The 15775-nt window shown below is 36.8% G+C and carries 14 protein-coding genes; 13 read left to right on the top strand and 1 reads right to left on the bottom strand.

All coding sequences use genetic code 11. The features are described 5' to 3' along the window. Window positions 1–383: 383 nt before the first annotated feature. Window positions 384–2219: a fused MFS/spermidine synthase gene (locus tag NTX75_04735; protein ID MCX5815535.1), complete on the top strand. Its 1836-nt coding sequence runs from the start codon at window positions 384–386 to the stop codon at window positions 2217–2219. A 135-nt stretch (window positions 2220–2354) separates the two neighbouring features. On the opposite strand, the gene NTX75_04730 is transcribed toward NTX75_04735, so the two are convergent. After that, entirely contained in the window at window positions 2355–3326 is a 972-nt protein-coding gene (locus NTX75_04730; protein MCX5815534.1) for an acyltransferase family protein, read from the bottom strand. Window positions 3327–3577: 251 nt separating this feature from the next. On the opposite strand from NTX75_04730, the gene NTX75_04725 reads away from it, so the two are divergent. The 12 genes from NTX75_04725 (at window position 3578) to NTX75_04670 (ending at window position 15766) form a co-directional block, all read left to right on the top strand. Then, entirely contained in the window at window positions 3578–4792 is a 1215-nt protein-coding gene (locus NTX75_04725) for a hypothetical protein (GenBank protein ID MCX5815533.1), read from the top strand. Further along, entirely contained in the window at window positions 4789–5550 is a 762-nt protein-coding gene (locus NTX75_04720; GenBank protein MCX5815532.1) for a glycosyltransferase family 2 protein, read from the top strand. Before NTX75_04725 ends, NTX75_04720 begins: the two co-directional genes overlap by 4 nt. Window positions 5551–5571: 21 nt before the next feature. Further along, entirely contained in the window at window positions 5572–6576 is a 1005-nt protein-coding gene (locus NTX75_04715) for a lysylphosphatidylglycerol synthase transmembrane domain-containing protein (GenBank protein MCX5815531.1), read from the top strand. A gap of 62 nt (window positions 6577–6638) precedes the next feature. Then, entirely contained in the window at window positions 6639–7871 is a 1233-nt protein-coding gene (locus tag NTX75_04710) for a hypothetical protein (protein MCX5815530.1), read from the top strand. Between the two features lie 21 nt (window positions 7872–7892). Then, window positions 7893–8084, top strand: coding sequence for a hypothetical protein (locus NTX75_04705; GenBank protein ID MCX5815529.1), 192 nt, complete (start codon window positions 7893–7895; stop codon window positions 8082–8084). Window positions 8085–8095: 11 nt separating this feature from the next. Continuing rightward, window positions 8096–9478, top strand: a complete 1383-nt coding sequence (locus NTX75_04700) for a class I SAM-dependent methyltransferase (protein MCX5815528.1) — start codon at window positions 8096–8098, stop codon at window positions 9476–9478. Beyond that, window positions 9468–10913, top strand: coding sequence for a hypothetical protein (locus NTX75_04695; protein ID MCX5815527.1), 1446 nt, complete (start codon window positions 9468–9470; stop codon window positions 10911–10913). The genes NTX75_04700 and NTX75_04695 overlap by 11 nt, the downstream gene beginning before the upstream one ends. A 44-nt stretch (window positions 10914–10957) precedes the next feature. Next, the gene (locus NTX75_04690) at window positions 10958–11893 is read left to right on the top strand and encodes a ParB/RepB/Spo0J family partition protein (GenBank protein MCX5815526.1); all 936 of its coding nucleotides are present in this window, start codon (window positions 10958–10960) and stop codon (window positions 11891–11893) included. Between the two features lie 195 nt (window positions 11894–12088). Continuing rightward, window positions 12089–12814: a class I SAM-dependent methyltransferase gene (locus tag NTX75_04685; protein ID MCX5815525.1), complete on the top strand. Its 726-nt coding sequence runs from the start codon at window positions 12089–12091 to the stop codon at window positions 12812–12814. Window positions 12815–13056: 242 nt separating this feature from the next. Continuing rightward, window positions 13057–13839, top strand: coding sequence for an FkbM family methyltransferase (locus NTX75_04680; protein ID MCX5815524.1), 783 nt, complete (start codon window positions 13057–13059; stop codon window positions 13837–13839). Between the two features lie 239 nt (window positions 13840–14078). Next, a complete protein-coding gene (locus NTX75_04675) occupies window positions 14079–14267 on the top strand; it encodes a hypothetical protein (protein ID MCX5815523.1) in 189 nt (62 codons plus the stop codon). Between the two features lie 239 nt (window positions 14268–14506). Next, window positions 14507–15766, top strand: coding sequence for an MBOAT family protein (locus NTX75_04670; protein ID MCX5815522.1), 1260 nt, complete (start codon window positions 14507–14509; stop codon window positions 15764–15766). Window positions 15767–15775 lie beyond the last annotated feature (9 nt).

Here is a 15775-nt window from a genome sequence, read left to right as displayed (position 1 = left end):
AGCCGGAGAGAATGCCTGTTACCTGCTCCTGGCATTTATCTCACTGAAGATGGAGATGAACTGGAGAACAACGAAAATAGGGAAGGTACGTCCTAATTTGCCCCTCTATAAAAAATTTACACAATTATGTTGACAGTACCCTTTTTTTTGGTTCCTGGATAGTAAGCAAGTGGATAAATGTCGTAACCCGAAAATTTAACATATCTGCAATATATTTCTATGCAATATCAGAGTTTATAATTGGTTTAGGAGGACCATCTGTTCCTTATTTATTCCAACTTGGTGATAATTTTCTTCTGCCAGTTGGGAATGTTGGATCGGTTATTTACTTAGTCCTGTCGGCTTTTGTGATAGCCATTGCTATACTTCCCTGGTGTATTTTGATGGGAGCAACATATCCTTTGATGATGGCTTTTTTGAAAGAGCATTATCAGAATGAGAAGACTACCTTCAGTTTTCTGTATCTTGCGAATGTGGTTGGTGCAATGACAGGTACAATCTTCACGGTTTTTTTTATGATTGAAGTATTTGGTTTTAGGAATACTTTATTTATATCGGCCGGAATAAATATCATTATTTCATTGTTGGCTGCTTTATTTGGTTTTTTTTATTCAGAAGGCAATAAAATTGTTAGATATAAAGTTTGTGATAAAAAACAGTCCGAAGCGATAGATAGCACAAAGGTCCCAATCCCTTATGTGGTATGGGCTATATTATTTATTACAGGTTTTAGCTCTATGGGAATGGAAGTTGTATGGATACGAGCATTCACGCCTGTATTAGGGACTTTAGTATATTCTTTTGCAATTCTGCTTTTTACTTATTTGTTTGCAACGTGGTTGGGCTCATATATTTATCGTAAGCATAAAGTCAAAGATTACACCTGGAATGTTCCTTTTCTCGTTTTTTTGCTTTCCGTATCATCATTCTTTCCAATTATATTTACCGATCCCAGAATTCCCTTTATCAGTAGGATTCCTCTTATAAGCATTTTCCCTATATGTGCTGTTTTGGGTTATTTAACTCCTAAAATAATTGATGAAAATTCAGGAGGTGATCCTGAAAGTGCCGGAATGATGTATGCAGTTAACATTGCAGGTTGTGTGCTTGGTCCTCTTATTGCCGCATATATACTCTTACCCCTTTTTGGTTCCAGAATTTCAATTATTATTCTTTCACTGCCATTTCTATGGCTTTTTGTGAGACATTGGAGGAGTTTTAGTATAGTAACGACAAACCGTATTATCCTAACCCCCATCCTTTTGGTAATCTTACTTTTTTCTGTGTTTGCAAGTATCAGTCTTGAAGAGGGATACAAAAAAATAAAAGGCGCAGTAGTACGCCATGATTACACAGCAACTGTAGTATCGTTCAGGGATGGCGAAACGAAAGAGCTGTTAGTTGATGGAAGGTTACAAACTTATTTGACTGTAAGCACTAAAGACATGGCCCATATTCCGCTTGCATTTTTGAAACATGAGCCACAGTCAGCTTTGGTAATATGTTTTGGAATGGGAACGACACTTCGTTCACTTGCAAGCTGGGGCATTGATGCTACAGCTGTGGAGTTGGTGCCAAGCGTAGCGAAAGCTTTTGGATATTATCATCTTGATGCAGATCGTATTCTCGCTCAACCCAACATAAGAATCATTGTTGATGATGGAAGGCGTTTCTTAAGACGTACAGATAAAAAATTCGATATTATAACGATTGATCCACCACCACCAGTAGAAGCTGCAGCATCAAGCCTTCTTTACTCTGAAGAGTTTTATTCTTTGATTCAATCGAGACTAATGTCTAATGGTATTCTTCAACAGTGGGTCCCAAAGTGTAGAGCTGATACGTTAGCAGCTATAACAACAGCTCTTATTCATTCTTTCCCATATGTACTCATATATAGATCAATTGCTGGAGAAGGTCATCATTATTTAGCTTCAACGAGCCCTATTCAGATTCCTACTGTATTAGAAGCCATATCACGGATGCCAAAAGCCGCCAGGAATGATCGGCTTGAATGGAGTTCAACAGATACATTGATAAATATTTGGAGTAATTTACTAAAATTAGAAGTTTTTTATGATCAACATCAGCAAGCTTCAGATATTTCTATTACAGATGACCGACCTTTTAATGAATATTGTTTTCTTCGTCTAATAAGAACTGAAAATTTAGAATTCTTTCTTAATAAGATAAAAAAATATACAAAAAATATTTTCTAAAAAAATAATGTTTATTTCATATATCAAGAATTAGAAAAGCATGCTGTTTTTGCAAATTGTTTTTCGATATGCTCTGCAAATTAGCTGTGCTTTTACCCGTCGGTTATGCGTAGCGTTACACATAGGGGGTAACGGTCAGTTTACTCTTTTCCCACTGAGAAGCAATGAAAGGATCCTGCAGTTTGGCAATAAGTAATGAATAATCAATAAAGGACCTGCTAAACCGACAAAAAATGATGTCATTACAATAAATTCTCCACTAACAGATAATTTTTTAAGAAAATAACTGGTCGGAAAGATAAAGAAATATTGAAGCAGATATATTTGTAAGGAATAGCTGCCAAGTTTTTCAAATATTTTTATTGGGAATATTTTTATATAAACAAAGCAAAAAGATAAAACAAAAAGCGTACCTAATATTGCGATTAGAAACCTTATCAAGGGAAAATTTGTGTATTGTAGTAAAAAATTTCCGATAATAAAACAAGCTAAGCTGGAAATTAGAATTTTTTTATTTTTTAACATCAGTAAGAAACTTTCCTTGAATGTATAAATATACAATCCGAGGAGATAGTAAATAAAATAATCTAAAAACAATCCAAGACCAAATATATGGATATCCAGTGAGAGTATATTGAAAAGCAATGCAAGTAAAAGCAGCAGAATATAATTTATTTTTAGTAAAAAAGGTAGAGTTAATCTTATGATAATGAGTGTATAGAGAAACCATAAAAATAGTGCTGGATTATTTCCAGGATAAAAAAGAATGTTGATAAGGATTTCGCTCAAAAAGACAGGTCTTTTCACTAGATCCGGCAAATAGAATTTTATAATTGTATAAATAATGCTTATTGTAAGATATGGGATTACTAATGTGAATGTATTCGGGAGGGTTGTACTGAGCCATTGCGAAAAAGACTTGATTTTTGTAAGTTTGAAAGCAAAGAATCCAGACAGGAAAAAGAAGAGCGGCATATGAAAGGAATATATTAGATTAAAAACTAATGGAAACACCTCGCGAATAGGTTCGCTGTGTCCGACAGTCACGAGAAGGATTCCGATTCCTCTTGCGACCTGCATCTCTTCAATATATTCTTTATTTTGCATGGTGATCAGAGTATACTAAATTGAAGTGCATTATTTTTGTCAACAGAAAAGCGATGCACAGAAAAACAATGTATATATTTTATTAATGCTTGCGTATATTTTCCACGTTTTTCAATTAATGGAATTGTCTAATTTTAATTATGGTGTTAATTTTTTTGTAAAGTTATTTTCTGCTTGTGCCCATGACTTTTGTTGGAAATAATAAAAGATTAATTGTTGCTCTATTTGAAAAACTGTCGGAAAGAGGGAGAGTGGCGCTCGTCATTTCCTCTGTCATTATTGGTTGTGGTCTGTTTTACTCATTAATCCTGGGGGATGTCATACGCTTCAGGGATGAAGAGCACTATTTATCGATTGCACAATCTCTTGTCAGTCGTTTAGAGTTCTCAGAATTTGGTCAGCCAACAGCCTTTCATCCATTAGGATACCCGCTCTTGCTGGCAGTTTCTCTAAAACTGGGTGCAAATATATTTTTCCTGAGGTTATTAAATTTTATTTTTTTGGCAGTATGTTCATATCTTCTCTATCTCATTCTCCTTAAGCGGGCAAACCTGTCTTATGGATCCGTTATCGCGCCCCTTCTGGTGCTCTGCTACCCGGTTTTATTTTACACCGCCGGCACACTTTATCCGCAAATGGTCTCCTCTGCGCTTTTTCTCTTTATTCTATTCCAACTTACTAACTCGGAGCAGCGACAATTTTTTTTGAACGGTACACTTACAGGTTTTTTGATCTTGATTGCCCCGACTTTTCTTTGTTATGTGCCTATTCTGGCGGGATTACCACTTTTATTTGGGAAAAAACCTTTTACAATGAAAATTCTTGTATTTCTTGTAGGAGTTATTCTTGTTGTTGGGTGCTGGACTTTGCGAAATTACATTGTTTTTCACCGCTTTGTTCTTCTTTCAACTAATATGGGGATAACCCTTCTGCTGGGAAATTCAGAAAACGCATCACCCAATATTGGAGTGTCAGCCGATATCAGCAAATATTCTAAAGAAGTAGAGAAATATCAATTAGATGAAGTGGATGCCGACCGTTATTACCGCTCCAAGGCTTTGGAATGGGTATTTAACAATCCTGGAAGAGCGGTAGGCCTTTACTTTCAGAAATTTATCAACTATTTTAATTTCTATAACGAACTGGCAACTTCAAACGTAGAGGCTATGTGGAAAAATGTCATCATGTTTTTTACATATTATCCCCTTCTTTTTCTGATGCTAATTCGCATAGCGCTTTTTCAAAAATTTCCGATGACTAAAATAGAATTAACTTTTATTGTGATTTACTTCTTCAGTGCTTTTATGAATGCCTTTTTTTTGGCAAGAATCAGGTATCGACTTTCATTTGATTTTTTAATGATTGCTGTTGCAGCAGCCTTTCTTGGACAGATTCTCAAGGCTTGGATTGGTAATGGAAAAGAAACAAACCTGCCATGTGGCAACAATGGAGGTAAATTAAAATGATTCATGGCAAAAAAATAGTGGTTGTTATGCCGGCATACAATGCTGAACATACCCTTCAAACAACATACAACGAAATACCTTTTGAATTTATTGATGAAGTAATTCTTGTAGATGACGCAAGCTCTGATAACACAGCTAATTTAGCAAATAAACTTGGAATAACCACAATAGTACATCCTCAAAACCGCGGATACGGCGGGAATCAGAAAACCTGCTACAAGGAAGCCCTGAAGCGAAGCGCTGATGTGGTGATAATGTTACATCCGGACTATCAATATACCCCAAAACTATTGGTGGCAATGGCTTCCCTGGTTGCCATAGGGCAGTATGATATTGTGCTTGGCTCACGCATAATAAGCGGTGGAACGCTAAGGGGGGGCATGCCTTATTATAAATATATCTCCAATAGGTTATTAACGCTTTTTGAAAATATTTTACTTAGCGCTAAACTGTCCGAATACCACACGGGTTATCGTGCATTTTCCAAGCAAGTTTTGTTGGAACTTCCACTCGAAGAGAATTCCGATGATTTTGTATTTGACAACCAGATGTTAGCACAAGCTTTGTTTTTTGGTTATTCTATTGGAGAAGTTTCCTGTCCGACTAAATATTTTAAAGAAGCTTCATCGATAAATTTGTCGCGTAGCATTATATATGGGATTGGAGTTTTGAATACATCATTACAATTTTTTCTAAACCGCTTAGGCATAAAAAAATATAAATTATTTTCGAAAGATGGCAGAAAGCTGTCTGTATAGCTAAATACTTGATATGTCTGTATGATAATAACTAAAAAACGTACAAAGCTGCAGTTTGCCTTAGAGGTACTAATCAGTTCAACGTTCTTGGTTCTGGCTCTGTGGGGTATTGATTTCTCCAGCCTATGGAAGGTATTACGCAATGCAAATTATCTTTGGTTAATTCCTTCGGTAATGTCTGTTGTATTCTTGCTGTTGTTGAAGGCTTGGCGATGGCGATTATTGTATTATCCTGAGTATAGGTTGCCTTTTGGTTCAATTTTTACAGCGCTAAGTGCTGGTTTTTTTATCAGTAACATTCTGCCTGCTCGTCTGGGTGAGGTATCGAGGGTTCTTTTAATAGTAAGTGAACAACCCGTAGGAATTGCCCGTACGACCGCAACCATCATAATAGAACACTTATTGGATTTAGCAACATTATTAATATTATTGCTTGTTTTGCTGCCTTTTATATCCTTGCCGCCTGTCTTGACAAATACTGCAAAAATCTTAGGGGTATTTGCAATTGCTGGAATAGTTGTAATGATTTTTCTCTCTTTTTGGAGGACCAGGTTGGTTTTGTGGATGGACACCGTTTCTAACAGGGTAAGCTTTTTGAAAAAGCCTGCGGTTCATAGCTTCATTGTACATTTAGTTGACGGATTCGCGGTTATGCGCACCCGTATAGGCATGTTGATCATCGGCATTTCGTTGTTTGGATGGGTGTTGGTAATTATAACCGCATGGTCTGCAGCAGAAGCATTGAAGCTGGATGTGCCGGTTGTTGCCATCATCTTTGCGGTGGTAGTAACTACGCTGGGCATGCTGATACCTTCATCTCCAGGGTATATCGGGGTCTTCCATTATTTAACTTTGGTATCATTGAGCCCTTTTGGTGTAGCGAGAGACATAGCAATAGCGCTTGCTCTTTTATGGCATGCCGTAAACTATTTAACATTGAGTGCTACAGGGTACATAGCTTTATGGATACATGGCACTTCTTTGGGACAGATACTTAAACGATATCGGGAAGGGACTATGGTTTAGCATATTATGAGGGTAACCATATTGAAGAAAACAATAATTTAATTATGCCAGCGGAAAAATTCATGAAAAAACTCAGCAATTATTTAACAGTAAAAAACTTGCTGCTGCTTTCAATATTGTATTTTATATTTAAAACGCTGTTTTCTATTGTATTTGTTCAATCTTTTACGTCAGTCGAAGACTATGTAATTGCAATAAATGTTGTCATGGGTAATGGATATTGCTATTACCCTGAATTGGGACCTACTGCATTTAAAACGCCCGTTTATCCTCTTTTTTTAGCCCTTATTATTTCTTTCACCCATTTATTTAATAAATTGCCTATTGTTATTGTTCAGCATTTATTGCTCTCCATTGTTCCATACTTGCTTTATAAACTTTCCAAGCTGTTTTTAAATGAAAAACAAAGCATTATGAGCGGTTTGCTTTTCATGATATGCCCGACATTTTTTTATTATTCAAATGTAATAGAAGTAACAAATTTATTTATACCGGTATTCATAAGCTGGGCAATAGTTTATCTTAATTTAATCAAGCAACTGTATGATTTTCAATGGATAAAATATATTTCTCTGAGCTTTTCAACAAAAACCTTGAAGATAATTCTTCCATTTCTTACAGCATTGGTTATATTAACACAACCTGTGGCAGGTTTAGTCATTGCCGTTGGTTTGTTTGCAATTTTATATAAAAGGTCTTATGGATATTTTGCTTTATCAGTATGTATAATTGCCATGCTTATATCGCCATGGGTTATCCGAAACTATATTGTGTTCGACAGGTTTGTTCCAACCAAAACATCCTTATGGTTAAATTTTTATGCAGGTTATTTCATGTCAAGCCATGGAAGCAATAAATATAAGTTTATCCCTGATTCGGTAGAAAATAAAAATAAATATTTTGACTATTATATGCTTCAAAACGAGATAGAATTTGACCAAGAATTAAAAAAGGAGTTTATCGGTTTTGTAATAAAAAACCCATATCTATATTTAGAAAAAACTGTTTTACAAATGTATTTATTCTGGACTTTTACTCAAAGGTATATTAATGACTATTCATTGAATTTTTTAATAAGCCGAAGATTACCTGTATATTTTCTTAACATTTTTTTCGTGATTGGAATGTTTTTTGTTTTTAGGCAGAATAAACCCCTTTTTTGGATTTTATTATTTATATTTTTGAACTTTACACTTGTGTATGGATTAACTCAGATGATCAATGTAAAATATAAACTTGATATTGAGTGGTTAGAATTTCTTGCTATTGCATTTTGCTTTAAAAAACTGGAATAATAGCGTAAGAAAGGAGTTTTTATGGGCTTAATTGTTATTTATGCTACTTTAATTTTCTTTTGTATTTTTTCTTCTGCCTTTGCCTATGTTGATCCCGGGACTGGCAGTTATCTTTTACAGATAATTATTGGGTTTGCTCTTGCCGGATTATATGCGCTCAAACACTATTGGGCAAGGCTTCGTAATTGGTTTACAATGAAGAAAAAAGACTAATCAGCTAAAATATGAGTATTATTGAAAACATTCCCTCTTCTTTCAGGGACCCAAGCGGAGCTCTTTTTTATTATAATAATATTTTATACCGAAAAATTAATTATATTTATAAAGAAAATTATGATCAATTAATGAATTCAGGACTTTATGATTTTCTTTGTAAAAACAACTTTTTAATTCGACATAATGAAATTATATTGGAAGAAATTCAACTAACTGATACATATAAAATAATTAAACCGGAAATAGTAGAATTTATTTCATACCCGTATGAATGGAGTTTTAGTCAATTAAAACATGCTGCTATCCTAACATTAAATATTCAAAAAATAGCGCTCAATTATAGTATGTCTTTAAAAGATTGCAGTGCTTATAATGTTCAATTTAAAAATGGTAAACCAATTTTTATCGATACGTTATCGTTTGAAAAATATGAAGAAGGAAAGCCCTGGGTCGCATATAGGCAGTTTTGTCAGCATTTTTTGGGGCCGTTGTCCCTCATGAGTTTCAAAGATGTAAGATTGAACCAATTGCTGCGTGTACACATTGACGGTATTCCCCTGGATTTGGCTCACTCAATTCTTCCACAAAGAACTCGATTTATGTTCGGTTTGCTTTTGCACATACACCTGCATGCCCGCAGTCAAAAGAAGTTTCAGAATAAAGCCATACAAAAAAATAAGTATAAAATGAGCCGTTCTTCTTTATTGGGTTTAATCGGCAATTTAGAATCTTTGATAAATAAAATAAATTGGATTCCCAAAGGAACTGAATGGGCAGATTATTATGAATTTACTAATTATTCTGATATTGCCATTAAGCACAAAGAGAGGGTGGTCAGTGAAATATTCGATAAATTTGATCCAGGTGTTGTTTTAGATTTAGGTTCAAACGATGGTCATTTCAGTCGATTGATCGCAGAAAAGGCAAAACAGGTTATTTCGCTTGACGTTGACCCAGCTTGTGTTGAAAAGAATTACCTTGAGTGTATTAGGAATAATGAGACAAAAATACTCCCGTTATTAATAGATTTGACAAATCCAAGTTCAGGTATTGGTTGGCAAAATCGAGAGAGACTTCCCTTTTTTGAACGTGTCAAGGCTGATACCGTTGTGGCTCTTGCACTTGTTCATCATTTGGCGATTGCCAATAATGTTCCCTTGAATGACGTAGCAGTTTTTTTTCATAAAATATGCCGTTTTCTCATTATTGAGTTTGTTCCAAAAAGTGATTCACAAGTAAAGAGATTATTATCAGTTAGGGATGATATTTTCCCATGCTATACACAGCAGGCATTCGAAAGTGCTTTTATGAGACACTTCGTCCTGCGGGATACTGTGAAAATTGAAGAATCGGAAAGGGTTCTGTATTTCATGGAGCGTATTGAAAATTAGAATAAAAAAAGATATTTTAATACACCCGTTTGTTTTTGCGATATTCCCTGTTCTGCATCTGTATAGTCTAAATTATTACGAATATCCGCCGTATGTTCTCGTAAAGCCGCTGGCAATTATAATACCCCTGACCGGAATCCTGCTTTTTCTTTTTAATAGAATCATTAAAGATTACCACAAATCAGGTGCTGTTTTATCGGCTTTCTGTTTGTGGTTTTTTTCTTACAGCTCCATACGTGCTTATCTTAAAATAACTGGTTTAATGCTTTTTCAGCATAAATATTTTCTTGTTTTATACTTTATTGCGATTGCCATTATCATTTTATTGATATTTAAAATCCACATCGATTTCCGGAAGCTTACAAAATTTCTTAATATTGTGAGTATTGTTGTGACCTTATCGGTAATTATTAATTTTATTGTCCTGTATAGTCAGGAAAAAACCGATTTAGTACAAAAACGCGAAATAACTATCAAAAATCAACACATACTTCAAAAAAATAATTTTCCGGATATTTATTACATCATTTTAGATGCATATGCTGGCGCCCGAGACCTAAAGGAAACCCTTGGATTTGATAACACTCAATTTATTAATTACTTACAAAAAAAAGGATTCTTTATAGCATCAAACAGCCATAGTAATTATGATTTTACAAAATTCAGTATCACATCAACATTAAATATGGAATATCTTCCTATGGAGACGAAAAAAAGCGATCCGGATATCTTTTTGTTAAAGAAAGGTGCAATGTTTTTGAAAGCCATAAATCAAAACGAAGTTGGCACATTTCTCAAATCCATAGGTTATGATTATATTGATTTATCTGTCTGGAATGGTAAGTACAGTGAAATAGCTTTTAGTGAAGGACTGATGCGTAAAACGGTTTTATCGCTACCCTATCTTGGACATTATTTAAATGCATTGATTACAAGAGGATATGTGCTGGATAGCATAAGTTCTTTAGAAATGTTGCAGGAAACCAAAAAACCAACTTTTATTTATGCGCATATAATGATACCCCACGGCCCGTTTATGTTTGGTAAAGACGGCAAAAAAACATCATTCTTTATAAATGTTAAGGAGGGGTATCTTGATCAGATTTTATATGTGAATAAGCGGATTATGAAAGTCATAGATGGTATTTTAATGAAGTCGAAAACAAAGCCTATTATAATAGTGCAGGGTGATCACGGAATGCGTGAAATGACCGAGGACCATAAGAAAAATGTAAAACTTGCGATGAGTATTCTAAATGCGTATTACCTTCCTGATAATGGTGAAAAAGAACTGTATGATTCAATATCGCCCGTGAATTCTTTTAGGGTAATTTTTAACAAATACTTCAAAACTGATTATAAATTACTGCCTGACAAGAGTTATTATTCAACAGATGAAAGCGGCAAGTTTTACTATATTAATTCTTTTGAGTAAATCATAAACAGTTTGGAATTTGCGGTGAGCAAGGAGGATAAAGAATGACTGCACAGAAAAAGGTTGCAAGTTCGGAATTTTTGTACCTGCCTCTGGAAAGCATTATTGTGGAAGAACAGATTCGCTCAGGGATCGATACGGAGAGTGAGTCCTTTAAGGCCCTTATGGAGTCCATTAAAGAACGGGGCGTCTTAGAACCCATTATCGTGATACCGAAGGGTGATAAGTACCTCCTCCTCTGCGGGGAGAGACGTTTCAGGGCTGCCGTGGAACTTAAACTTGAAACCATACCCGTACGTGTTATGAATGCGGTTACACAGAAGGATGAGGTTCTGGCTTACCAGTTGACAGAGAACCTCCAAAGGGAAGACTTAAACCCCATTGATCAGGCAAGGGGCATACTCGCATTTGTTCAGGCGAGGCATCCTGAACAGGGGTATGATGTGGATGGGGTTATGAGCGACTTAATAAAATACGATAGAAAACCCGAACTTGTGTCAGACGAATTAGTCGCAACTGTTGCGACTGCTCTTCAAATCTCTGGAAAGTCAACAAAGACGCTATTCAACGGGCTATCGCTGCTGAAACTTCCTCCTGAGATTCAAGCCGAAATCCAATCAGGAAATCTCCCTGTTTCTCAAGGTTATCTCTTTGCTGCCAACCTGGATTGTCCTGACCGTGCGCAGATCTTTGAGGCCACCATGAAGAAACCCGTAACCAATGCAACCCTTGAAAACATGCTTACAGTATACAAAAAGGTCAAACCGGACCCAGGCGTCATAAAGCTCCCATCCATGACAAAGCAGGTTGCCAGCTTACGATCCATAGAGTCATTTATTGAGAAGGGCGCCGCAAAATACACAAAACCTGACCTTGTGACGCTTCTTGATGAGCTGAGGGTTTTCTGTGCTTTAGTGGAACTGCGGATACCAATTGCCCCGGAACCTGCACCGGAGAAGAAAAAGCCGCCACAGGTTTGAGAAAACCCGTAAAGCGGGTAAGACTGTGAAGCGTTATGCGTGAAGCAAAGGCAGAATTATTTGAATCCATGAAACAGAAAAATCAGGCCGTACCTTGCCCGTGGGTGAATGTAGAATGCAATATTCTCGAAGACCATATAACACACCTCACCCTCCCCGCCAGAGCTGTAACGAAGAGGTGCAGAAGCATTAATTATGAACTTTGATTTGGATTTATTATTATATTCACCTTTTTATATTATTCATAAATTACTTAGAAATTGTTTTCGTAGAGAATTTAAAGAGATAAACTTAGGAAACATACTTGATGTTGGCTGTGGTGGTAAACCATACGAGTCATGTCTTTTTTTTAATAATTATATTGGAATAGAAATTGAGGAATTTAGTGGCGATGCCAGATTAGAAATTAGCAATAAAAAATATGATTTAATTTTCGATGGAACTACTATTCCTTTTAAGGATGAATCATTTGATACAGTTATTTGCACAGATACGTTAGAACATGTTAAGGAGATTGATTGTTTTGTTTATGAAATAGTTCGTGTTTTGAAAGTTAATGGGAAATTAATAATTTCGGCACCTTTTTTTTGGAACTTACATTATGAGCCTAACGATTATTATCGTTTTACAAAATTTGGTTTATCATTTTTATTTGAGAAATACAATATTCAGATTTTGAAAATTATTCCAACTGTAGGAATGATTGGATTATTGCACTCTCTCTTTGCAGAAAGAGTTATGAGATTTGTTCATATAAAATTTCATTTTCTTCCATTTAAATTACGCATATTTCTTTATCAGTTTATATTGTTTCCGACGGCTCAAATTTTATATCCATTTGCGAAATATGAGTTTGGACGAGAATCAATTATAAAACTCGGCTATATAGCAATAGGAAAGAAGAGAAGTATAATCTCCTAAAAGTTTAATAATATTGTGTAGAATAAAATAAGGCTGCTATTAGAAACTTTATATATTGCGTATTTATACATCAGGTTTGAACATTGCAGGTCCCAAAAGGCACCCGTTAGGCCTCGGGTTTTTAACCATAAAATCGGTGCATTTGTATTGATAGTTTATTTTCCTTGTGTTATTCGTATCGTATGCGGAAAAAAGTAAATTCCTGTCAGTCAATTATATAATAAGCAAGGAGGCGGCTCGGGATGGTCAGAAGAATCTTACAGAAATTATTCAACACCTTCGGCTACAGAATATCAAAGATTCACACTCCTATGAAATTCCCCGTTACAGATGTGCTGGACTTTATCCTGCGGGACTATTTGAATGGGCATCCAGACTTCTTTTTTCTCCAGATTGGCGCCAATGACGGTTTTACGGATGATCCGATCGTTCATCTCGTCAAAAAATATCACTTACGCGGTTTGCTCGTAGAGCCTCAACCGATAATGTTCAAACGTTTAGTCAAGAACTACTCTGGCGAAGATCAGCTTATATTTGAAAACTCATTGATCACCACATACGACGGAACGGCAACGTTTTATAGCGTTCCGGAGGATTTGCCGGGACTGCCCTACAATTTTTATCAGGCGGGCAGTTTGAAGCGTGAAGTACTTTTGTCCATTCTCGTCGCGACTCAGCAGGCAGAGAAAGGGACCACGCTTCCCCACGATATTGAATCATTAGTCCATGAGTCTTCTTTGTCTGCATTGATGCCCGAAACATTGCTTGCAAAACATCACATTAATAAGATCGACCTACTCGTTGTTGATGCAACGGGCTATGACTTTCAAATCCTCAAGGCATTCCCCTTTCACCTGATGAAGCCGCCCATTATTCACTTTGAGCACGCCATTCTTTCAATAGATGATCAAGAGAAATGTTTAAAGTATTTGGCGGAACTGGGATATAGCTTTATCGATGCATCAGTCGATACAATTGCCTGCTTAGACGTAAAAACACGGCCAGGATTCTATTTCAGGCGCTGAGGATCATATTATTGGTTGGAGGGCTGCTGCCTGTGTATCTATCCTTTTTCCCCCCAGTGATCTTCCGGTTGAAAACGTAGAGATCATTGACGTATCGCTAAATTATACCTTTGGCCGGCAAACGACATGTAGCGGTCACTGAACACCCTAATATTCCTCACTCTATACGAAACATTCGAACCCAAGGAAGCCAGCGACTTGATATCCATTACACATCAAAACGCGGTAGCTGGTTGAATATGGCGGAGAGCGAACTCAGCGTTCTGAAAGGACAGCGCTTTGATCGCCGGTTTCCCGACATGGCAACCATGCAGACTGAAGTGACTGCACGGGAAAGAGACCGAAATAACAGCGCGAAGAAAATTGTCTGGCAATTCACGACACCGGACGCTCGGATCATATTGAAACGTCTTTATCCGATTTTGTAAGTGTTACATGGTACTATATGGTTTTTAACTCACTTGTTTTCCTGATTTTCGTAACGGTTGTTTTCTCCGTTTACTATCGCCTGAATCACGACAAGCAAAACCTGTTTCTTATTTTCGCGAGTTATGTCTTTTACGGCTGGTGGGACTGGAGATTTCTCTCCTTGCTTTGGTTTTCCAGCATATTCGATTATGGGTGCGGCTTATGGATTGAAAATGAGACCAGACGCAATCGAAAGAGAATGCTTCTTGTTGCCAGTATGGTGGTGAACCTGGGTTTGCTGGCCTTTTTCAAGTATTTCAATTTCTTTGCTCAAGGATTGGAGAAAATTCTTATATTCTTTGGTTTGCAGCCGACATTCCCAATCATGCACATCATATTGCCGGTCGGGATTTCGTTTTATACTTTTCAGTCCATGAGTTACACGATAGACGTTTACCGGGGCGAAATGCGGGCGACGAGGAATCTCTCGGATTACTTATTGTTTGTCGCCTTTTTCCCTCAGCTTGTTGCCGGTCCTATTATCCGGGCAAAAGCGATGCTGCCCCAGATTGTGAAACCACGTATCATCAGCAATAAAGGTATTCTTGATGGTCTATGGCTGATTATTCTTGGTTATGTAAAAAAAATGGTGATTGCTGATCGTATGGCGGGACTTGTTAATTGGGGATTCATGGCGGACCCCAATTCATTTTCACTTATGGTTGATTCACGCGCATGGCTTGTCCTCTACGCTTTTGCCTTTCAGATATACGGCGATTTTTCTGGCTACACGGATATTGCCCGCGGTTTAGGCAAGGTAATGGGGTTCGACTTGGCGATGAACTTCAAAGCGCCATACCTGATCACCAACCCATCAGCTTTCTGGCGAAATTGGCATATCAGTCTCTCCACATGGTTCCGAGATTATCTCTATGTTGTGTTGGGGGGTAATCGTCTGGGAAGTTTAAGGACCTATCTAAATTTAATGTCAACTATGATCTTGGGTGGGTTATGGCATGGTGCCGGTGCGGCTTATATTATGTGGGGAATATATCACGGGCTGCTTCTCTGTCTGCATCGATTTTGGATGACCCTGCGGCATACAAAAAGCAATGAACCTATAATAAGCGATATTTCCCGGATTAATACACCGGCGGCAGATGCAATGCTGAGAATGAAGTACATCTGCAAATGTTTTATATTTTTTCACGTTATCTGTATAGGCTGGCTTTTGTTTAGAGCCGGCTCACTGCCGGCTCATGTAGATTTCCATACTTTCATAAAATCTTTTGTGATAGTTCTTTTTAATTTCCCTGATGTGAAAGGATTTTTTTCTATCCTTCAGCCGGTCATGTTGTTAGGATGCTTATCGTTGTTTCTGCAATCAAAAAACGAAGAAATGAACCATTTTTCGACCTGGTCTTTTCAGATGCAAATCTGTGCTTTTGTGTCTGCGCTTGTACTCATAGCCGCCTTCGGTATCTTTGAGGGCGCTCAATTTATTTATTTTCAATTTTGACGATACTAA

The organism is Pseudomonadota bacterium, assembly GCA_026388315.1.
Lineage (GTDB): Bacteria > Desulfobacterota > Syntrophorhabdia > Syntrophorhabdales > Syntrophorhabdaceae > MWEV01.
Note: the sequence above shows the minus strand (reverse complement) of the source record. Positions and strands in the feature narration are given on the sequence as shown.